This window comes from Candidatus Endolissoclinum faulkneri L5 (assembly GCF_000510265.1).
Taxonomy (GTDB): Bacteria; Pseudomonadota; Alphaproteobacteria; order Thalassobaculales; family Thalassobaculaceae; genus Thalassobaculum; species Thalassobaculum faulkneri_A.
On the sequence record NZ_CP006745.1, the window covers coordinates 615,501 to 637,581 of the forward strand.

Consider the following 22,081-nt stretch of genomic DNA (forward strand, 5'->3'; position numbering starts at 1 on the left):
GCTTCTATTGTTGCAACTTGATTTCTGGACATTCTCGATTGATTTTTAGTTAGGATAATATAGCCTAAGTATAAAAAATTTCTCTATCATTATAAACTAGATTTAGCTATTCAGCTAAACTATAGTTACATAACATAAACATAGTTACATAACAAATTGTTTTATTTAGAATTATAGCTCCTGACTCAATATTTCTTGTATAAAGTTGCTTTTATACAATTTTTTCAAAACTATATGCGTACTTTACGCACTTTGTAGTAGTCAAATAATATAAGCTGTACGATTAAAATCAAATTTGTGTTCGGATACTGCTTATCACTAATTCTTAATTATCTTTGATAAGCTAAATCAACTACATACGACTTTATAACAAGAGCAACTTAGGATGAATTAAGTTGGTATTGATTGAATAATTGGCGTTGAGTTAAGCAGTGAATGATGATCAAAATATGCTAATAGATTATTTTTGACTTTAGATATTAAGTAAGCTATTCAGCTTGGAGTACATTTTAAATCATTACTGATTTGTTTCTACAATTATCTGGCACTTAGTTTTGCTTCCGAAAAAACAATTTACACTAGAGTTAACTTTCTTGCGTTGCTGTAATTACTTAATTTGGTTACAGCATACTTGTATATTTTTAGATTTTGACGAATTAGTCCTAATTAATAAACTAAATTAAGTCTTTCTAAAGTAAATATTTATCGATTGTAGATGAAGAGAGCCAGTATACATCGATTCCTACGAATCGCTTGGACATTTTAACATCCTTGGCTATTAAGTTAATTATTAAGCCTGGCTTTAATTATTACTCAAAGAGATATTTAGAAGGGCTAATAGCTGACTAACAACTAAAATGCACTGTACTAGGTTAGTGGTTTCATTAAAAATTTTAAATTAATTAAGTATACTTCTTTGCCTACATAAAGTGAGAAACATATATACTAAATATCGTACATACAAAAGCGCATAAAATTAACATGATGCTATGTGTACAGAGTAGCATAATAATCCATTTACTATCTTTTGGTTTATTTATTGAAGTACTAGTAAACCAAAAGTTAAACATAAAATGAACAATCACTAAATTAATTATCTATTTCGTTAATCAATAGATAATTAATCATTGATTACCTGTTACGATTGAGAAAAATTTTCTTTAGCTAATTAAAATTAGATAAATAACGTTAATGAAGTTAGCAAAAACTAATTACCAAATGATTATTAATGACTGCAGTGTTCTTCATTCTTAATACAGGTATGCGTTTAACATAAAATAGATAGCTTTAAAAATTAAAAGGTATTATTTTTTAAGTCTACAACAACCGAATAGGGAATATATTTAGCAGACAGTGTTGTATTCCTTATAGCTAAAACTTTTCACAATTATCGCTAATAAAATAAGTTGTATTGAGGGGCGTATAGGCAAGGATTTCAACAAAATTGCGAGTAGTTAGCTAGTTATTCTTGCAGATATGATGAATATCAATAGCAATGAATGGCTAGCATGGATTTAAGTTTTTGGCGCGAAAAGTGAATAAATAATCGCTCGTAACTTGGCGATAAAAATACAATTCAAATTGCTTATTGTTTGCTTATAGATTAATACCATTGTTAGTTCATTATCATAAAACCTATAAATTTCTAATGTATTATTGTTTAAATTGATGCATTTAGAGACGATATTTTTTAAATTAAGAAAACTTCTGAAGTTAACAAGAGATAAATTAATCGTAAGTTATTAAACTTTAAATATTAGTTTATAAGTATATTCTATTAGGTGCAATCTAAGGAAGAAAATAAAATCATTGGATTACTTAAAGAATCATGAAATATATGAATTTGTAGTATAAAATTTTCGTAGACAATTAATAGTTTAACATAATATTTTAAACTATTACATGGGAGTAAAATAGTTTAATATTATCATTTCAATAGGTTTTTTGACTTTGTTTAATTTTTATTACAGTAACTTATTCAGTTTTATTTTTGATAAATGGCAATAGGAGTTGTTATTTAGCTGTGCTGTTTTAAGTTTGAAATGTTTTTATGCTTAATAATATGAGAGATACTTTTGTTGTGAAAGACTGTCGCTCTTGGCGAATATATTCTAAAAGTATCAAATTATATTAGTACGCATATAAAACTGCAATAGACTACTTTTACTGCAGCCAGCTCAAATGGAAGATAAACCCAAGAGAGTAGGGAGAAAGTATTAATGATGCAGCCGCTGATGCCTAAGGCTACCGCTGTCTGGTTGATTGACAATACTGTACTTACTTTTGAGCAAATTGCCAACTTTTGTGAATTACATAAGCTGGAAGTTCAAGCGATTGCTGATGGAGAAGTGAGTGTTGGGATTAATGGTTTTGATCCAGTTTTGAATGGTCAACTAACACGCGCGGAAATTGAACGCTGCGAGAAGGATCCAAAGACTAGATTGACAGTAACTCAGTCTGTGCTGCCTAAGTTTTTTGATCCGATTTACCGACCAAAATATGTACCACGTGCGAAGCGAGGCGATAAGCCGGATGCCATTGCTTGGCTTTTAAAGCATGTTGAGCATTTAAAGGATGCGCAGATTGCTAAGCTGATTGGGACTACAAAGGATACAATTAATAAAGTGCGTGATCGTACTCATTGGAATGCAAATAATATTGAAGCTCGTCACCCTGTATTTTTAGGTCTTTGTACCCAGCGTGACCTCGACGCTGCTATTGAGAAAGCTGGGGGAAATAAGGTACCGCCTGAACAGCAACTTGCATCTATTAGTGAATTGCCTTAAATTTTATATCAAGATATAAAATTTAAGGGGCTGAGGGCATTTACAAATCCAGTTATTTGTTGCAGTTTGGTTATAATGTGTAATGTTTTGACAAAAAAACGAAGATTAATTGATAAAAATTATAGCCTAACAAGGACATTGTAGTGACAAAACACTGAATAATTTTTGGAGCCTATGATGGTTTTCTGATTCAGTTCACAGTAAGAATTTTAATAATTTTTTAAATTTATTAAGGCACAGCTTATTTAATAATCTAACTATTTATTTTCTGACGTGATAACTTTGTTATGGAGTGTATTTGCTTTATTCTTTTTTTTGCTACTTGTTAGCGAATTGATTGAGGCTCAATATAAGAGTCTTACACGAGGATGATATTTTAATCTTTCTTAAATCTATAAATTTTAGCTTAATTTTCGATATTATGTAATTTATTTTGTAGTTCGAAGTACGACAGTTCTCATTTTAAGAACGTTGAAAATTTGCTATCACTTGCTTAGGCATTTTTACGATAATTATAGTGATGTGCGTTAGTTTAATAAATAAAATATTTGCTTAATCATTTGTTTAGTAAGCCTTGGTCGATATTTTTGTCTTAGATTAAATCCTTTAATCGATGATTTTGTTTATACAAAACTAGCAAATAAAAATTAATTCCTTAAAATATTGTTTTGTTTAATATAACGATTATTATACGACGAGGTGTTTATAAAGTGTACAAGTAAACTACAATAAACATAATCTAAAAATTACTGGCTACTTAATGTAAATTAACCCATTTAAGAATCATTAGCTTGTATTTTATGATAGGGATGGTGTTTAAAAAAACAAGCAAAAACTTTTATCATTATTACTATGATGGCGTTATAGTTATGAAAATAATACAGGATTTAGATGCTGTTTGCTTAGTTATAAATCGAGTTAAACAATGATAATTGATGAAACGGTTTTATGTTGTTCTCTGCTAGGTGCGCATTCTGATTATATAGCATATCATAATGATGAATGGGGACGTCCAGTGTGCGAAGACAATCTGTTGTTTGAAATGATATGCTTGGAAAGCTTCCAATCAGGATTATCATGGTTAACTGTCTTGCGCAAGCGTGACGCCTTTCGTTCAAGTTTTGTCGGGTTTGATTTTTACAATGTAGCAAAATTTAGCGATGTTGAAATAAAAAAAATTCTAGAAGATAGGAAAATAATAAGACATCATGGAAAAATTCGCTCTGTTGTTAATAATGCCCAGCGTGCCGTGCAGCTTGTGGAGGAAGCTGGTTCACTCAGCGCTTTTATGTGGAGCTTTGAGCCGAATAGAAATTTAGAACAAGCGCAATTGGGTGAGGATGATATCTTAGTTCCTAATAAGAATGATGAGAAGTGGGCAGCATCTATTTCCCTATCAAAAGCGTTAAAAAAACGCGGATGGCAATTTCTTGGTCCAAAAAATGTATATTCTTTTATGCAGTCGGTAGGTATCATTAATGATCACTTGAGGAAATGCGCATTTTGGGATGTTTGCCAACAAGAAAGAGCGCTATTTAAAAGGCCTTAGCACAAGATGTAGAATATTCAGAATAGATTATTGTATGATTCAATGGTTGTTGCTTTTTATTAAAATTTATTCAGAACAAACAAGACGAATCACAGTAACAATGTCTTTCTTAATCGGGGAATTTCAATTAAACAAGATAACCATTTAACTGTGCTGTTATGTATTTATCAGCATATTTGAACCAAAAATGTTCGTAGTTTTTTTTTACAAAGAGGTCTTCTTTTTTTTAAATGTATTGTTTATTATCTTTACAAAAAACAAACAATTAACTTAATCATTCATAACATATTATTTGACATTTTTCCAGATTCTCCTTTTAGTTGCATAGAGCAATAATGTAAAAATTACAAGAAAAATCATAGTGATGACACCTATACGTTTACGCTCTTCCATTTCCGGCATAGCAGCCCAAGCAAGAAAAGTAACAACATCCTCAGCTTCTTGCTCGATTGAGCTCGGCGTGCCATCTTCAAAAGTAACATCATCACCATAAAGTGGCTGCGGCATGGCAATTTGGTGACCAGGAAAGTAGGTGTTGTAGTGTAAACCAGACATCAAATTAAATTTCATAGGAGTTGATTCATAGCCAAGTAGTAGAGCTCTAACATAATCTAAACCATTGGGCCTAGCCTTAATAATTAAAGACAGATCTGGTGGCAAAGACCCCCCATTAGCATCACGAGCCGCTTGCTCATTAGGAAAAGGCGAGGTAAACTTATCAGACGGCAATGCAGGGCGCTCATATAGCTCAAGTCCTCCATTTTTATTATACAATACCTTAGCTTCAGAAGCGATTGATTTAATCTTATTCTCGCTATAGCCAAGATCTGCAAGATTACGGTAAGCTAAACGTTGAATACCGTGGCAAGTAGAACAAACATTTTGGAATATAAGAAATCCCCGGCGCAAAGCAGCCTTATCAAAATTATCAAAAGGACCAGTATGTGACCAAGAATGATGCGGTATATTTATATGTTCATCAACAGCACTTTCCCCAGACATAGGCAAGGCGATAAGTACAAAAAAAGATGTAATAGCCGCAGAAATAGTAATTTTAATTTGAGATATGATCAGAATTGCTCCTTATTGGAAAAGTTTTGTATTATTCTATTCCGTTTACTTCTGGCATCGGCGTACTGATTGACTTAGGGAGTAATCTAGAAGAATCAAATTTACTTAGCACTGGCAAAATTACTAAAAAATAAGCAAAATAGTAAGCAGTAGCAAGACGAGAAAAAATCACATACATTCCTCTACTAGGCTTACCACCAAGATAACCCAGCGCTACTATATCTATCAGCAAAATCCCAAAAAATATCTTAAATACGCCTCGAAAATGACCACTACGCACTGGAGAACGATCAAGCCAAGGTAATAACAAAAGAACAACAATAGAGCCGAACATACTAATCACACCGCCGAGCTTGTCAGGGATAGAGCGTAGAATAGCATAAAATGGGAGAAAATACCATTCAGGCACTATATGCAATGGTGTAGACAACGGGTTTGACGGAATATAATTGTCAGGTTCGCCAAAAAAATTTGGCGCAAAAAAGACAACTCCCGCAAATAAAATTAGAAATACACCCAAGCCATATGCGTCTTTAATAGTGTAGTACGGATGAAAGGGTATAGTATCATTCGGATATTTTATGTCTATTCCAAGTGGATTGTTTGATCCAAAACGGTGTAAAGCTACAATATGTAGCAACACAATGCTCACGATAATGAATGGGAATAGATAGTGCAAAACAAAGAATCGATTAAGTGTGGGGTTATCGATAGAAAATCCTCCCCACAGCCAAGTAACAAGCGATTCACCGATAAGTGGAACAGCAGAGAATAAATTAGTAATAACGGTCGCCCCCCAAAAACTCATCTGCCCCCAAGGTAAAACATAACCCATGAAAGCGGTCGCCATCATAAGTAATAAGATAATTACACCAAGAATCCACAGCAGTTCACGCGGCGATTTGTATGAACCAAAATAAACTCCACGGAAAATATGTATATAAACTACTATAAAAAAGAAACTTGCCCCGTTCATATGAATATAGCGTATCAGCCAACCGTAATTCACATCACGCATTATGCGTTCAACGCTATCAAAGGCGTGATTCACATGTGGCGTATAGTTCATCGCTAAAGCTATGCCGCTAACAATCATAATTGCTAGAGATATTCCAGCCAATGAACCAAAATTCCACCAGTAATTTAGATTTTTTGGGGTTGGATAATCGTACGCTGCATGGCGTAAATAACTAAAAACCGGTAATCGATGATCAATCCACCGCACCAAAGAATTAGAAAAATTTGCAGCCATTATTTAAGTACTACCTCATTTAACCGATACGTACGACAGTATCGGAAACGTAGCGATATTTCGGCACTGGTAAATTAGTTGGCGCCGGACCTTTACGAATGCGTCCGGAAGTATCGTACTGTGATCCGTGGCAAGGACAAAACCAACCCTCGTATTCGCCTTTTGGCTCATTTGGATTTTGGCCCAGCGGTACGCAACCAAGATGCGTGCATATACCCACAACAATTAAATACTCAGGCCTTTGTGCTCGACTAGAATCGTCTTCAGGATCTGGCAGATCAGCCAGCTTCACTAAATTAGCTTTTTCAATTTCTTGTGCTGTTCGATGACGCACAAAAATTGGTTTTCCTCTCCAAATCAATGTGGCTGATTGGCCTGCTGTGATTTTTGACAAATCGCAGTCAACTTTTGCCAAAGCTAACATGTCAGCAGCTGGATTCATTTGATCAATAAATGGCCAAGCGAAACAAGCTACTCCCACTATACCAAAGGCATTTGTGGTTGTTATTAAAAAATCCCTGCGGGAGGTATTTTTGTTATTCATGGATCATAGAACTCAACAATCTTTAATAAAATAACTCGTTAATTCTTTAACAACAGATAACGTGAAATAGGCTGCAATTTAGAAAATAAAACCCAATGCACATTTTGAAGAACATAGCGTAAGCAACTGTGCGCTATAGCCTACTAGAGTTATAGTCTTGGCAATAGGAATTCAAGAACTGAATTATGATATCTTTATTACCTTAGCTAAAATAACCCAGAGGTATCTGGGAATATTTTATCATTAATGTCAAACGAATATATTATAGTATATCATCATGCAATCCGGATATGATGAGAAATATTCACTAAAAATATCCGATCTCTCTAGCCTAACTTGACAAGTTAGGCTAAAATGCTTTCACAATTTTTATTTTACTAGAAGCTTAGCTTCTTAGATTAATTATTTCTATAACTTAGTGCTACTGCATTGGGAAAAACAAATTACAAACTTACGACTAAAGTGATCACAAATGATCACATGTAAAACATCAAAAATTAATATCTGGAAACTAATTTTGTATTCCTCAACACATTAGTTTTTATAGTTTTTAGAGGATTAATACAGTATTTTAGATGATTTACAGTATTAATTCATAAACTTACTATAGTTTTAATAATATGTTTAAGTAATTAAAAGAACAATTGTTTCTGCCTTGACTTAATTACATTTAAGCAAACGATTAATACACAAAATATATTCTTAGTATTTAGCTATTTTATATATTTAGCTATTTTTATGCTTAATGCTATATCAGAAGGATTGCTTCTAGTTGTTTATTTCACGCATTTTTAGTGTACTCAGATTGATATGCAAAATTAGAAATTATTGTATATGTTGGACAATGGAATGGACAATGGAAAAAAATCAATTGAACAATATTCCTTAATATACAGAATTCTATACAATGGATGAGCTTTGTCTCTTAGAATGATGTGAATTATCAATTTGCAATAATATGCTAAGTTTGCAATAATATGCTAAGTTATAAAAGCACATTATTTTTATCATGTTGCCGTATTGAGCAAACTAAGTGAATAGACTCATTAATTATAAATCAATTTAGTTATTTCATTAGAAATTATATCAGCGTGCGCAAGTTTATTAAGCATTCGGATAGATATGCTATGTTTTGATCAAATCTTCGAACAAAATTTTTTTTCATAAAGCGTGAAGCTGAGTATATAACGAAGATTATTCAGCATAATCATCTTTAATTTCCTTTACCTAAACTTTAAAAAAGTTAATAACATCCGATTCATACAGTGCGATCTCCCAGTGCTGCAATTTGAGTATATAATCTTGGCTGGAAATGAGAGAGTGAATTATAGTTCGCTTACCTTTCAGGAGCACAGTGCGGGTTATTCTACACTTTCATACGACGCATTATTACCCATTGCTGTATAATCGATAATAAGTTATTCCAAGTCCAGTAAATTACTAAGCCGGCAGCGAAATTAGATAGTAAAAAAGTAAAAATTAACGGAAGAAACATAAATACTTTTGCTTGCACTGGATCAGTTGGCTGAGGATTCATTCTCTGTTGTAGAAACATAGTTATGCCCATAAGGAGAGGCCAAACTCCTATCATAAGCATTGTCGGTGGATCCCATGGAATCAGGCCAAATAAATTAAATATCGTAGTGGGATCGGGAGCCGATAAGTCATGAATCCAGCCAAAAAATGGCGCATGGCGCATTTCAATATTAACAAATAAAACTTTATACAATGAGAAAAATACTGGAATTTGCACAATTACTGGCAAACAGCCGGCTGCAGGATTAACTTTCTCTGATCTGTACATCTCTATAATGTCTTTATTTATAAGCTGACGATTTGCCCCATACTTATTCCTCATTTCTTGCAGTCTTGGAGCTAGTTCCTTCAGCTTTGCCATTGACCGATAAGATTTGTTAGCCAGAGGGAAGAAAAGTAATTTTATGCAGACTGTTAGCGTAAGGATTGCTAGGCCAAAATTGCCTAGGATGCTATGAAACCAAGTTAACACGATAAAGAACGGCTTGGTTAGGAAATAGAACCAACCGAAATCTATAGCTAAGTCAAATTTGGGTACGCCTATTTGATCTTCGTATTTGTCTAGCAGATCAAGCCTCTTGGCTCCAGCGAATAAGCGTAATCGATTGGTAATCTTATCACCTACGTGTAATGTTTGAGCAGCTCCCATATAATCAACCTGAAATCGTTCACTGCGATCTGCCATGAAGTGGCGAAACTTATAATTCAACCTGGTGTTTTGGTCTGGAATTAAGGCTGTTAGCCAATATTTATCAGTAAAGCCTATCCAACCGCCCTTAGAATGTACCTCCATATCATTTTGATCCTGGAGATCACCATAGTCAATTTCCATCAGGCTATCGTCAAATACTCCAAGCGGACCTTCATGAAGAATATAAAATCCTCTAATGCTTGCTGGAATACTACGACTTATTAGAGCATAAGGAAATAATTTTCGCGTTATTCTGCCTTCGTTGCTTATAGTATCAGTGATACTGAACATATAATCATTATCGACTTCTATTGTGCGCTTAAATGTAAGATAATTTTGACTTTTCCAGGTTAAAGTTACTGGTGAATTCGGGGTTAACGCTACTCCGTCAGACTCCCACCGGGTGTTTGAATTAGGTAGATCTACGTCATTGACTGTTTCGGATATCCAGCCAAACTCAGCATAATACGGCCGCAAGTAACCTTTAGGCTCTAGTAAGTGAATAGGCCCGCTAGCTGGATCAAGCGTAACTTGGTAATTATCCAGAACTATGTCGTCAATACGAGCGCCTATCAAAGAAATTGAGCCGTTAATAGTCGGAGTCTTAATCTTAATCCTTTTAGTAGCAGCCAATGCCAGAGTTCGTTTAGCATATGGAACCGTTGCTTTATCCGACGAAGGCTTTATGTTCTCAGCTCTATAATGCGAATCATTATCTAAACTATGTTCAATAGATCGCTGGGGAGTAGTGATTGCTGACGGCCAAAAGTGTGCAACCAGCAACTGAAACCCTAATAAGATCGCCAAAGAAAGGGCGATGGCAATGATTACTTTCTTCTGTTCGTTCATCGAACGCTTCTATAACATGGTTGAATAACATGAAAATTCAGTTGATTATGTGAGAATTTATGAAGATAAGCGGATTAAAGATACATAAAAACAAAGCTACTATTTTTTACTTACCCTAAAAATCTTACCCTAAAATACGGTCTATCTGTTCAGGGTCTAGTAGAAAATCAAATACTAGACAATCAAATATAAAATTTTCCTCGCAGCTGAACAGTTTAAAATTTTTACTCCCAGTCTAAAATCTTAATATGCTGAGTCAATTGCAAATGCAAAGAGTTGATGCAGATGATAAGTAGCTTCTTTATCAGTTAGGTCAGGATAGCACAGGACATTTAGTATTAACTTACAATCTTGTACTTTCATGCAATATTATCATTCTTCGACTTCATCACTATTTTTTCCATTCGATCTAGAGCACTGGCTAAGTCATTCAGTAGATTACTATACGTACGTTTTGCAGTTGCGGCACGAGCTATTAGTACGTAGTCACATCCTGGTTGCGCTCGGCGCACGAGTACATCGTTAACTATTGCTCTGAGACGACGGCGTGAGCGATTGCGCTTTACTGCGTTACCAACCTTACAGCTAGCGGTGTATCCTACACGAGATAAAGAATAAACCCCTTTACGTATTCTCATTTGTAAGACCAAGCCCACTGCTACAACTTTATAAGCACGCGCGGTAGCAAGAAAATCATTACGGCTAGGCAACTTCTCCAGATTAATTGAGTTCGAAAACTTCATGCTATCACTGTCTTTTCATGCTATCACTGTGCTGATAGATCTAGTGTTACTTTAAATTAATAGCTACTTTAAAGTGTTACTTTAAATTAATAGCTACTTTAACTTTATCATTATCAGGCTATTGTCATTTATGGACAAGAAATCTATAGTTTATAAGTTTCGTTTACAAGTGATAAAATTCTTAGAGTTTGCGTTTTTTAAGGCAATTCCATTAAGATACAAAATTAGCCTAAAGTAAATTCTCCGTATTTAAGGTTATACGGTATTGTGCTTTGGTAAAATAAGCGAAGCACATGCTTTCTAACCAACTAAATTTGTCTAATGCCAAACATTAAGTTCTTACTTAAAGACATTTTCAGTTCTCTTAAAAAATAAATAATTTATTAAGGTCTTAATAACAGGGTAATTTAACAGGGTATATTATAGAATGTTTCAGGATATTATAGATAATATAAATATATAGATTTACTATAATATTTTGTACTAGACAATAATTGTACTAGACAATAATGTTTTATTGCTATTGCGCAAGTAATTAATTCGTTAAGTCATGAGCTGGAAAAGGAGTGTTTAGAAGTGATGTCTCATGAACAGTCTGTTAAAAAAATTGTTCTTGCCTACTCTGGCGGGCTAGACACTTCTATTATTCTGCGTTGGCTGCAGAATAATTACAAATGCGAAATTGTCACTTTCACTGCTAACATCGGCCAGGGGAAAGATATCGAGATGGCTCGAGAGAAAGCTAAATTCATGGGCGCTAAGGAGGTATACGTAGAAAATTTATGCGAGGAGTTTGTACGCGATTTTGTATTCCCGATGTTACGTGCTAACACACTTTACGAAGGGACTTACATGTTAGGCACACCAATTGCTCGTCCGCTTATCGCTAAACGCCAAATTGAGATTGCTGAGGAAACTGGGGCGGATGCTGTAGCTCATGGAGCTACTAGTAAGGGGAATGATCAGTTGCGTTTCGAGTTGAGTTATTACGCATTAAAACCAGACATTAAAATTATTGCTCCCTGGCGTGAATGGAACTTAAAATCGCGAACATCATTGATGGATTATGCAAAAAAACACCATATTACAGTACCAATGGATAAGTGCGGTGCAACGCCATTTTCTGTAGATGCCAACATGTTGCACGTTTCCTCTGAAGGAAAGGTGTTGGAGTATCCTGAGGTACAGGCTGCAGAGTACATTTGGTCTAATAGCATTTCACCGGAAGAGGCGCCAGATGAGCCGACTGTGCTAGATATTGATTTCGAAAACGGTGATCCTGTATCTATAGACGGCGAACGATTGAGCCCGGCGGGCATATTGCTAAAACTGAATGAATTAGGCAGCATGAATGGCATTGGACGCCTTGACCTTGTGGAAAATCGTTTTGTTGGATTAAAGAACCGCGGACTTTATGAGACTCCGGGCGGTACTATTTTGCATATTGCACATCGAGCCATTGAGAGCATTACTCTGGATCGTGAAATGGGACATTTGAAAGATGAGCTTATGCCTCGTTACGCTAAGCTTATTTATAACGGATTTTGGTTTGCTCCAGAACGAGAAATGCTACAGTCTGCCATTGATTTTAGTCAATATGCGGTGTCTGGCACAGTTACAATGAAACTTTACAAAGGCAATGCATTGGTTGTTAGCCGCAAATCGGTTAATAGCTTATTCTCTGCTGACTGGGTAACATTCGAAGATAGTAGTTTGAATGATTATAACGATAAAGATGCAACCGGCTTTATAAAATTAAACGCCTTGCGTTTACGTCTAAAAAAGATACTGCAAGCATGATCTAGCTATTAACAAAATCGATGGTATTTTTACTCACTTCGGTTTTTTTACATTATGTTATGAGGAGCGCATTTAACATGGGGTATGTAGTAAGTTTTGTGCAAAGTTGCAGCTTTGATTAATAATCGATACTGAAACTATAAACTTTAGCAAATAATAAAAAACTTTAGCAAATAATAAAATTTATTACTTTCTGTGGGTTAGGCTTGTTATTTTGTTTTCGCTAATACCGATTACTACAGCAAATTGCTTTAGTGAGCAGTATTTAGTGCCATAGTAAGTCTATGGTCAATATCGATATACTTTGTTGATAATTAGCAAGATCTAATACTCTGGCTTAGAAGTAAATAACCGGTTGATTAATTATCTATAAATTCTTTTTCAACAAGGGCTGAATTTTTGAATGATTTAGGACTGAACAGCAGGGGTTTTTAATTCTAGAAAAATTATCGCAATTACAGTTTAGCAGCTGTCGATGCTTATTTTTACGTAGCTTAGAATTTAATGGATGATTATCTTGCTTTCACTAATTTTTTTAAAACTATACCATTTGTAATTATCGCAGAGTGCATTCAAATCTAGGATTTGATAGTATTTTTGCTTCTTTAATTTCAGAAAAGAATTATTTTATCACCTTAAATTTGTCGAGAACCATATCGCCTATAATTGCAATGATTTTAATATTTAGGTAGTTTTGTTGTTTTAATATTTTAGGTAGTTTTGTTGGCTAATTAATTAATTTTAATGCGTTGTGTTGCGCTAGTTAAATGAGAGGAATGGGCATTTCACGTGGTTTCACAATTAAAGGATATTGCTGCTCGCTACGCTTTGGCGCTGTATGAGTTAGCTAACGAGCAAAAATCTTTGCATGCTTTAGCCGAAGATCTTACTTTTTTACGTCAACTGATTGCAGAGAGTCGGGCATTTGGTTATTTGATTTACTCTCCGATTTTGTCTCGTAGCGATCGGACTAAAGGGATGCTTGCAATTTGTGAGAAATTCTTTACTGAACAGCTAACGTTAAATTTTTTGGGAGCATTAACCTATAACCGTAGATTATTCGTTTTACCTGAAATTATAAACCTTTACATTGAAAAACTGGCACAAGAGCGTGGTGAGTTAGCTGCAACAGTTATTTCTGCTGTGCCTTTGTCCGTGGAGGATATAGATGCGCTGGCTAAGGCTTTGTACAAAACAATTGGACAAAAAATATTCTTTGATCTTAAGGTTGATCCATCACTTATAGGTGGTTTGATAGTGCGAGTCGGGTCGCGTATGATTGATAGTTCGCTTCGTACTAAACTGCGTCGTTTGCGCTTTGCTATGAAAGGGTTTAGCTGATGGGAATTCGTGCTTCCGAGATCTCTTCTATTCTAAAGGATCAGATCGCAAACTTTGATGTGAATGCCGAAATAGCGGAAGTAGGTAGTGTTTTGTCTGTTGGCAATGGAATTGCGCGCATATACGGTCTTGATCAGGTTCAAGCCGGTGAAATGGTTGAGTTTCCAGATGGCGTCAAAGGGATGGCTTTGAGTCTCGAGTCCGATAATGTCGGTGTTGTGATTTTTGCTGATGACAGTAAAATCAAAGAAGGTGATACGGTAAAGCGTACCGGCAGTATACTGGATGTGCCGGTTGGCAAGGGTTTAATTGGTCGCGTTGTTGACGGCTTGGGTAATCCGATCGACGGCAATGGTCCTCTGGTGGATGTTGAACGTAAGCGCGTTGAAGTGAAGGCACCTGGAATTATGTCGCGTAAATCTGTACATGAGCCAATGCAAACCGGATTGAAGGCGATTGATATTATGGTACCAATTGGCCGTGGCCAGCGTGAATTGATTATAGGTGATCGACAAACTGGAAAAACCGCTATCGCTATCGATACTTTCATCAATCAAAAAAGTATTAATGATGCAGCCGGTGAGTGCCAAAGCAAAAAAATGTTTTGTATATATGTAGCTATTGGTCAGAAGCGTTCTACGGTTGCTCATATTGTGAAAACTCTAGAGGATCATGGCGCAATGGAGTATTCTATCGTTGTAGCCGCCACCGCTTCCGAGCCAGCACCACTTCAGTTCTTGGCTCCTTATGCAGGTTGTACTATGGGGGAATTTTTCCGCGATCATGGGATGCATGCTTTAATTGTCTATGATGATTTATCTAAACAGGCTGTTGCTTATCGACAAATGTCTTTGTTGTTAAGGCGACCGCCAGGACGTGAGGCTTATCCGGGGGACGTGTTTTATCTTCATTCTCGATTACTTGAACGTGCTGCAAAATTGAATGATGCCAACGGAGCTGGTTCATTAACCGCTTTGCCAATTATTGAAACTCAATCAGGTGATGTGTCAGCGTATATCCCAACTAATGTTATATCAATAACTGATGGTCAAATTTTCCTTGAGACTGAGTTGTTTTATAAAGGAATACGGCCTGCGGTTAATGTTGGTTTATCGGTTTCCCGTGTCGGTTCTTCAGCTCAAATCAAGGCAATTCGGCAAATTGCTGGATCTGTTAGGTTGGAGTTAGCCCAATATCGCGAGATGGCTGCATTTGCACAGTTTGCTTCTGACCTAGATGCTTCCACTCAACGTCTTCTTGCTCGTGGAGCTCGCTTGACTGAAATACTAAAACAAACACAGTTTGATCCCATGCCAGTAGAGAAGCAGGTAATATCTATTTTTGCTGGCGTTAAAGGATTTCTTGATAATATCCATATTGCTGATATTAGACGGTTTGAGCAATTACTTTTATTTGAAATAAATAGCAAGATGCCAAGCATTTTAGAAACTATACGAATTGAGAATGCATTGTCTGACGATACATCAGATAAGCTTGTTTCTTTTATAGGTAAATTTGCTGATAATTTTGTTTAAACGAAAGTTTACTTTGCTTAAAAAGTTTAAATTATAAGCGGAAGAGGTTATGCCTAATCTTAAGGAGCTAAAAGTTCGGATTAATAGTGTTAAATCGACACAAAAGATTACTTCAGCTATGAAGCTTGTTGCGGCAGCAAAACTCAAGCGTGCTCAAAAATCTGTCGAAGCTGCACGTCCTTATGTAGAGCGTATGGAACGTATGATTGCTATATTGGGATCTAGTTTGTCTAACAATTACACTTCTAAGTTGTTAACTGGCACTGGTCATGAAGAAGTTCATCTTATTGTGGTTTTTACCGCTGATAATGGCTTATGTGGGGGGTTTAATTCATCAATTACGCGTGCAGTAAGGCTCAAGATTGATGAATTAATTGCCAACGGCAAAACCGTTAAGGTTGTAATTATAGGTCGAAAAGGGTATGATCACCTTTGTCGTACTCATGGTGATAAAATTATCACCTTTAATAAAAATTTGCTCCGTCCTGCGTCTAATTTTAAACTGGCCGAAAATATTTGTCAGGAGCTAATTAAGCTTTACGAAGAAGATAATTTTGATGTAGTTACTTTGTTTTTTAATAGATTTCATTCGGTGATAACTCAAATAGTTACTGAACAGAGAATAATCCCAATTAACTTGTCTGGTTACAATAATCAAAAAGAAATCAATGCACTTAAGGCTATGTATAAGTTTGAAATAGATGAAGAGTCAATTATGTCGGTCATTTTGCCTCGTTACTTAGCTGCTCAAATATTTAATTGTTTGCTTGAAAATGCTGCTAGTGAGTATGGCGCGCGAATGACAGCGATGGATGAGGCTGCCAGCAATGCTAAAGATATGCTTAGTAAGTTGACACTTAAATATAACCGTACACGACAGACCTGCATCACTAATGAATTGATCGAGATTATTTCGGGCGCTGAGGCTCTTTAGTGATCTTGAAAACTTGCACTCGCATTTTAAAAGCTAAGGAGCTAAAAGAATGACTAGCAATGCGACTGGTAAAATTCAACAAGTAATAGGTCCTGTGGTCGATGTGCAATTCGAAGGCGCCTTACCTGAAATACTGAATGCTTTACAAACTAAAAACGGTAATAATACGTTGGTTCTTGAAGTTACCCAACATTTGGGAGAAAACGCTGTTAGAACTATCGCTATGGATGAGACGGAAGGCTTGGTTCGTGGATCACTTGTAGAAGATACAGGTGCTCCGATTACCGTACCAGTAGGTCAAGAAACCCTAGGTCGTATTATGAATGTTGTTGGCGATGCTGTGGATGGTCTTCCTGCGATTAAGTCCAAGATACGTTACCCGATTCATCGTCATGCCCCAGAATACGTCGATCAATCTACTGAAGCAGAGATACTGGTCACTGGTATCAAGGTTATTGACCTACTTGCTCCTTACGCTAAAGGTGGTAAAATTGGTCTATTCGGTGGTGCTGGCGTTGGTAAGACTGTACTTATTATGGAACTTATTAATAATGTAGCTAAGACGCATGGTGGTTATTCGGTATTCGCAGGTGTAGGTGAACGCACTCGTGAAGGTAATGATCTTTATCATGAGATGGTTGAGTCTGGTGTTATAGTAGAAAATAGTTCGAAATCTAAAGCAGCTTTAGTTTATGGACAAATGAACGAGCCACCTGGCGCTCGTAGTCGCGTCGGACTAACAGGTTTAACTGTAGCAGAGTACTTTCGCGACGAAGAAGGTCAAGATGTTTTATTTTTTGTAGATAATATTTTTCGCTTTACTCAGGCAGGTTCAGAGGTGTCAGCTTTGCTAGGCCGTATCCCATCCGCAGTTGGTTATCAACCTACATTATCTACTGAGATGGGTCAGTTGCAAGAGAGGATTACCACGACAAAAAAAGGCTCGATAACATCTGTACAGGCTATTTACGTGCCAGCTGATGATCTAACTGATCCAGCGCCAGCTACATCTTTTGCACACCTCGATGCAACCACAGTGTTAAACCGCTCGCTTACCGAGCTCGGTATATACCCAGCGGTTGATCCGCTTGATTCTACCTCGCGGATGCTAAATTCAAGAATAGTCGGTGATGAGCATTATAATGTCGCACGGCGTGTACAGGAAGTATTACAACAATATAAATCTCTACAAGATATTATTGCTATTTTGGGTATAGAAGAACTATCTGAAGAAGATAAGCTTATTGTGGCAAGAGCTCGTAAAATTCAACGTTTTTTTAGTCAACCATTTCATGTTGCAGAGGTTTTCACTGGATTGACCGGAAGGCTAGTTAGTATAAAAGATACTATTAGCGGCTTTAAAGCAATAGTTGAAGGTAAGTACGATACTTTACCAGAGTCAGCTTTCTACATGGTAGGGAATATAGAAGAAGTAATGAAAAAGTCTAAAAGACTTGGTGACTAAATATGTTCAATAAAAGACTATGTTATTCTAATACCAGTATGATTTTTGATGAGATAAAGAAGGATACTTGGTATGGCTGATACTACGCAATTTGAGCTTATTGCTCCTGAGCAATTAATTTTTAGCTGCTTAGCGGAGATGGTTGTTATTCCTGGAACAGCTGGTTATTTTGGTGTTTTACCACGTCATATATCAATGATTTCTACTCTGAATGCTGGTGTGATTGATGTATACGAACATGGTTCTGTGTTTAAGCGTATCTTTATCACTGGTGGTTTGGCGGAGGTAACACAGAAACGCTGTACAGTATTAGCAGAGAGCGCTACACCACTTAATGACAGCAATTCTGTGTTAAAATAAAAAAATTTAGTACCCAGATTACTATGTATTTAGGTAAAGCTTTAGTAATGAAGAATAAATTAGTTTGAAGAGTAGGCTTACTAAAATATAATTCAATGATTTTTATATCACTTAATAAATTTTTAAAATTAAGATTTCTTGTGTTGATAAATATTCCATTTGATTCTATAACCAGCTTATAGCCTACGATAACATAAATCAACTTAATAATAAATAGCAGTTAAGGTTTTTTACAATTAATTTTATTATTTTTAAGGTTTATTATTATTTGCAATGATAAACTTGACTTGTTATACTGATTTTAATAAACAACAAAAATTTGATGCCTTAGAGCTAAAAACATAGTGTTGATTGCAAGCTCAATAAACACTATGTTTTTCTAGTTGATTCGACTGCATTATCTCTTAAATGAATAATTTTTACCCTATCCATAATGTCAACTTATTTGCTGAATCATTTTTAAGCCAGGAGAGCCTTGCTTGTTCTTTTATCTTGTTCTTTTATATAATTTCTTGCACCAAGAATAATCGTTTTGATTTAGCTAAGCAATTGCAGTCTCGCAATTACCAATGACCAGTAGATATCTGCTTTCTTCTGCACGTTAGGTATATCTTTAAGGCCTGTTGTCCTAATGAAAATTTAGATTTTTAATGTTTTTTAGATAAATTTTTACTTGAAATTTCAATAAAAGTAATTTTGTCAATCTTATTGAGCTGAAGTACTATTTCGTAATTCTTTTTTAATTAGGCATGTTAAATATTATAGTCCATAATGTAAAGATAGTTCGATCTTTATGATGAATTGTTTAATGAGGTTAAAGGGATTGTCAAATAATAAGTTATTACTTTTTAATGAGTTAGGCAAGGTATTTTATTGTTTCTTTATGATGAAAATTTATTATTAGAGTATCTTAAGTTAAATCACAATATCTTGTGTAGGATATAAGACAAATTTTTTATTTTAAATTACCAATTAGAAGAGTATTGGCAAAATTATTAAATGAGTTTAAAAAAACTGACTTGTAAATATAGTTCAAAACTACCATTCTGGATCATGTACTTGAATTAATAAAGATAGTTGCTTTAGTACTATTTTATTTGCTGAGCGAACATAACGTAAATATTTTTAGTGATAGTAATCATAAGATTGAAGTAATTTTCATCAGATTAAAGCGTCAAAAAAAAGAAGAAGAGGTAAAAGTCCAGTCAATTTTGATTATTATGTTTCTTCGTTCTCCTTTCACCGTGCGTTAAAAGAAACTATTGCTTTATTTTAATTGATACTCATGCTTTATAAAAATACTAAAGCCTTTCTCAGGATAGATTATAGGCAAATAGTAAAAAAAGAAATGTCTAATTATATCAAAATATTAGCAACATATGATATGATAAAAAATGCTATTTTTGTATTTATATACAACAAGAAAAACAAGCCAGCGCCCTTAAATTGATAAACTTACTTACTGTTATAGCTCAAGTTTTTCGGTGAAAATCAATTAATTTCATGTTCTTAAGAATTAACTAAGAATCTTGAAAAAAATAATCATATAGTTTCTTCCTTAAAAAAACTTATTTAGTCGCACGGTTAGGATAAAAATGATCAACTTATTTTTGTATCATGAAGGCGATCTGCATAAAATCTACTATTCGTGAAGTATTAAATTATTCTTTCCTAATTTATTCATAAATAGTATAAACCTATCTCATACCTAGACAGCATAAAATACAATAAGAAATTATTCTAAATGTAATCGTATTTAAGTGTATTATAGCCTGAAAAATACGGCTATATTGTTTAGTATTTTAAGTACGCCTATAGTATTAGCTAAATAGGGTATATTTCGGTAAATTTTATAATTCAAAACAGCGCTTTATAAACAAAAATACCGCACAGAGTGTTAATTTCATTTTTTATTAGGATACACATTTATTTACAATACAGTATATTTTTTAAAAATTTAATCATCCTTCTGTAAAACTTGTATGATAAATCACCGGAGTAAGCTCATTCATGACTTGTCGGTAAGCTGTGCGCTTGAATGGTACAATCAATTCAGTAACGCAGTTGATATCGACCCATTGCCAATCATCAAACTCTGGATATTCAGTTTGAAGGTTTATATCAAATGTCGTACCAGTAAACTTACAAGCTAACCATTTTTGTGTTTGACCTCGCCATTTTTTACGGATTGTGCTTGTTAAATTAGCTGGAAATTCGTAGGTTATCCAGCTTGCGGTTTCAGCAACAATCTCAACTTGGTTGGTGCCTATTTCCTCCTCAAGTTCACGTAGTCCAGCTTGGTAGGGAGTTTCACCTTTATCTATTCCACCTTGAGGCATCTGCCAAGCGTTATCAATGTTGATACGTTTTCCAAGGAAAATCTTTTTTTTATCATTAAATAGTACAATACCAACACATAAACGAAAACCAAGATCTGTCTTCTCCAACATAAATTACCTAATCTAATCATGAGAGTTAATGCAGGTGCTAATAAAAAGTAACTTATGGATTTTTGTATGCGAGTGTACCTCTAATAGTACGTGTGATTTAGTAGTATAGAATTTATTTTGAGATAATGGTGTGGCAATCAGTCATTTTTAAACACTAACGCGCATTCGGTGGAATATCTATTTTCATCTTATCGCGTAATTTTTTAGAAATGATTTTTTATTGATACAGGAGCTTAAGATTGTCAATCATTGCATGATTTTTACTCTTGCTTGATAAGACAAAGAAATAAAAGTAGCTTAGACACACTAAGCTAGACATTAAACTTGACAAACTAACACGCTGCAATCTAAGCTATTATTTGTTTTACAAGCTGCATGTGCTTAACTGTAATTTTTAAATTAACTAGATACCATCGTAAAATTTTTGCTTAATGTAGAGATATATGGGTTATACATATTCAGGTAATTCTTATTAAGTTTCTTATGTTGATTTATAATACAATAGATTATCAGTTAGTTTTAAGCATTCCAAATTGTTATGGAATAGCTTTAGTAGCATGGGTTTTGGATTAATTTTTGTTCTTCATAATAAACATCAAATTGCATAAACCAAACCACAGGATTTTCATCCTGGGTAATGAATTGAATAAACGAAGGCTAGAGAAACTAGGATACTCTAGAATGCATGTGTTAATATGGCTAATATCGAATATTTTTAGTAGTAAAGCAGCAGTTAGTCTTTCTTAAATAATACTAACTAAATATAACTTACTATGTTTAGTTAGTATTACGCCACTATTGAGATCAGTTTTTCGTACTTCCATAAACTTAATAGTACATCTACAACCTAATTTTTGTTTGACTTTAAAATAAATCGGCATTCTAAACCACATCGTTAAATATACTTGGTATTTTTATCAATAGCAAGGTGCAATGGTAATAAAATTACACTAAAACAACAAATAATCCCAGTAATTATTTTTGAAAGTTATTTTACAGGGCTGATGTTCAAAAGTTAGTGAATGCAGATAATCTATTCTTAATTATCTTTATCGGCGTTCTCAAAAAATTGTTTGCTTAATTACTGTAAGATAATAGCATATATTGCTATGAAATTTTCTTATTTTTATAAGGTTATCTATGTATGTCTAATCGTAATGAGATACTTTGTGCTG

The 22,081-nt window shown here is 34.6% G+C and carries 14 protein-coding genes; 8 read left to right on the forward strand and 6 right to left on the reverse strand.

Annotation, left to right across the window (positions count from 1 at the left end; genetic code table 11):
* The first annotated feature begins 2,219 nt into the window (after positions 1 to 2,219).
* Complete coding sequence (locus tag P856_RS01870; RefSeq protein WP_025300477.1) at positions 2,220 to 2,786, forward strand: DUF1013 domain-containing protein; 567 nt, start codon at positions 2,220 to 2,222, stop codon at positions 2,784 to 2,786.
* A 925-nt stretch (positions 2,787 to 3,711) separates the two neighbouring features.
* Positions 3,712 to 4,335, forward strand: a complete 624-nt coding sequence (locus tag P856_RS01875) for a DNA-3-methyladenine glycosylase I (RefSeq protein ID WP_044214861.1) — start codon at positions 3,712 to 3,714, stop codon at positions 4,333 to 4,335.
* Positions 4,336 to 4,623: 288 nt separating this feature from the next.
* Here P856_RS01875 and P856_RS01880 read toward each other — a convergent pair whose 3' ends face one another.
* From P856_RS01880 to rnpA, 5 genes are all read right to left on the reverse strand, one after another.
* Positions 4,624 to 5,337: a cytochrome c1 gene (locus P856_RS01880; protein ID WP_025300478.1), complete on the reverse strand. Its 714-nt coding sequence runs from the start codon at positions 5,335 to 5,337 to the stop codon at positions 4,624 to 4,626.
* Positions 5,338 to 5,437: 100 nt separating this feature from the next.
* The gene (locus tag P856_RS01885; RefSeq protein WP_025300479.1) at positions 5,438 to 6,658 is read right to left on the reverse strand and encodes a cytochrome b; all 1,221 of its coding nucleotides are present in this window, start codon (positions 6,656 to 6,658) and stop codon (positions 5,438 to 5,440) included.
* Between the two features lie 19 nt (positions 6,659 to 6,677).
* Positions 6,678 to 7,202 carry a ubiquinol-cytochrome c reductase iron-sulfur subunit gene (gene petA / locus P856_RS01890; RefSeq protein WP_025300480.1) on the reverse strand — a complete coding sequence of 175 codons (525 nt, stop codon included), beginning with the start codon at positions 7,200 to 7,202 and terminating at the stop codon, positions 6,678 to 6,680.
* Between the two features lie 1,366 nt (positions 7,203 to 8,568).
* Positions 8,569 to 10,278, reverse strand: coding sequence for a membrane protein insertase YidC (yidC, locus tag P856_RS01895; RefSeq protein WP_025300481.1), 1,710 nt, complete (start codon positions 10,276 to 10,278; stop codon positions 8,569 to 8,571).
* 359 nt (positions 10,279 to 10,637) lie between these two features.
* Complete coding sequence (gene rnpA, locus P856_RS01900; protein ID WP_025300482.1) at positions 10,638 to 11,021, reverse strand: ribonuclease P protein component; 384 nt, start codon at positions 11,019 to 11,021, stop codon at positions 10,638 to 10,640.
* A gap of 579 nt (positions 11,022 to 11,600) precedes the next feature.
* On the opposite strand from rnpA, the gene P856_RS01905 reads away from it, so the two are divergent.
* From P856_RS01905 to atpC, 6 genes are all read left to right on the forward strand, one after another.
* Positions 11,601 to 12,821 (forward strand): argininosuccinate synthase, encoded by a 1,221-nt coding sequence (locus tag P856_RS01905; RefSeq protein ID WP_025300483.1) that lies wholly within the window; start codon positions 11,601 to 11,603, stop codon positions 12,819 to 12,821.
* Between the two features lie 789 nt (positions 12,822 to 13,610).
* Positions 13,611 to 14,162: a F0F1 ATP synthase subunit delta gene (locus P856_RS01910; RefSeq protein ID WP_025300484.1), complete on the forward strand. Its 552-nt coding sequence runs from the start codon at positions 13,611 to 13,613 to the stop codon at positions 14,160 to 14,162.
* Complete coding sequence (atpA, locus tag P856_RS01915) at positions 14,162 to 15,697, forward strand: F0F1 ATP synthase subunit alpha (RefSeq protein WP_025300485.1); 1,536 nt, start codon at positions 14,162 to 14,164, stop codon at positions 15,695 to 15,697. Before P856_RS01910 ends, atpA begins: the two co-directional genes overlap by 1 nt.
* A 49-nt stretch (positions 15,698 to 15,746) precedes the next feature.
* The gene (locus tag P856_RS01920; RefSeq protein WP_025300486.1) at positions 15,747 to 16,631 is read left to right on the forward strand and encodes a F0F1 ATP synthase subunit gamma; all 885 of its coding nucleotides are present in this window, start codon (positions 15,747 to 15,749) and stop codon (positions 16,629 to 16,631) included.
* Positions 16,632 to 16,680: 49 nt separating this feature from the next.
* A complete protein-coding gene (gene atpD / locus P856_RS01925) occupies positions 16,681 to 18,096 on the forward strand; it encodes a F0F1 ATP synthase subunit beta (protein WP_025300487.1) in 1,416 nt (471 codons plus the stop codon).
* A 72-nt stretch (positions 18,097 to 18,168) separates the two neighbouring features.
* Positions 18,169 to 18,456: an ATP synthase F1 subunit epsilon gene (gene atpC, locus P856_RS01930; RefSeq protein ID WP_025300488.1), complete on the forward strand. Its 288-nt coding sequence runs from the start codon at positions 18,169 to 18,171 to the stop codon at positions 18,454 to 18,456.
* A gap of 1,961 nt (positions 18,457 to 20,417) precedes the next feature.
* On the opposite strand, the gene P856_RS01935 is transcribed toward atpC, so the two are convergent.
* Entirely contained in the window at positions 20,418 to 20,906 is a 489-nt protein-coding gene (locus tag P856_RS01935; protein ID WP_025300489.1) for an RNA pyrophosphohydrolase, read from the reverse strand.
* Positions 20,907 to 22,081: the final 1,175 nt, after the last annotated feature.